Source organism: Verminephrobacter aporrectodeae subsp. tuberculatae At4 (assembly GCF_000193225.1).
Lineage (GTDB): Bacteria > Pseudomonadota > Gammaproteobacteria > Burkholderiales > Burkholderiaceae_C > Acidovorax > Acidovorax aporrectodeae.
The window spans coordinates 1-245 of sequence record NZ_AFAL01000585.1; the positions used below are offsets into that span (position 1 = coordinate 1).

Consider the following 245-nt stretch of genomic DNA (forward strand, 5'->3'; position numbering starts at 1 on the left):
AGCTGATCACCAGCGGCGAGACGACGCGCCCCAGGGTCAACGGCGACCAACTGGTACTCAGCTTCGACGACAGCAGCGACCTGGACGCGGACCCGGACCACAAGCCGGCCAACGAGGCCTTTGCGGTGCTTGTCGATGGCGTCGCGAACGCCGTCACCAACGTCACCGTCGAGGCCCAAGCCAAGACCGTCACGCTCACGCTGAGCACGGCGGTCACCAGCGGCCAGACGGTCACCGTCGCCTAC

At 67.3% G+C, this 245-nt stretch carries 1 protein-coding gene; it reads left to right on the forward strand.

What is annotated here, in order from left to right; translation table 11 throughout:
* Positions 1 to 245, forward strand: a 245-nt coding sequence (locus VTU_RS28290; RefSeq protein WP_040893168.1) for a SwmB domain-containing protein, incomplete at both ends; no start/stop codon positions are given.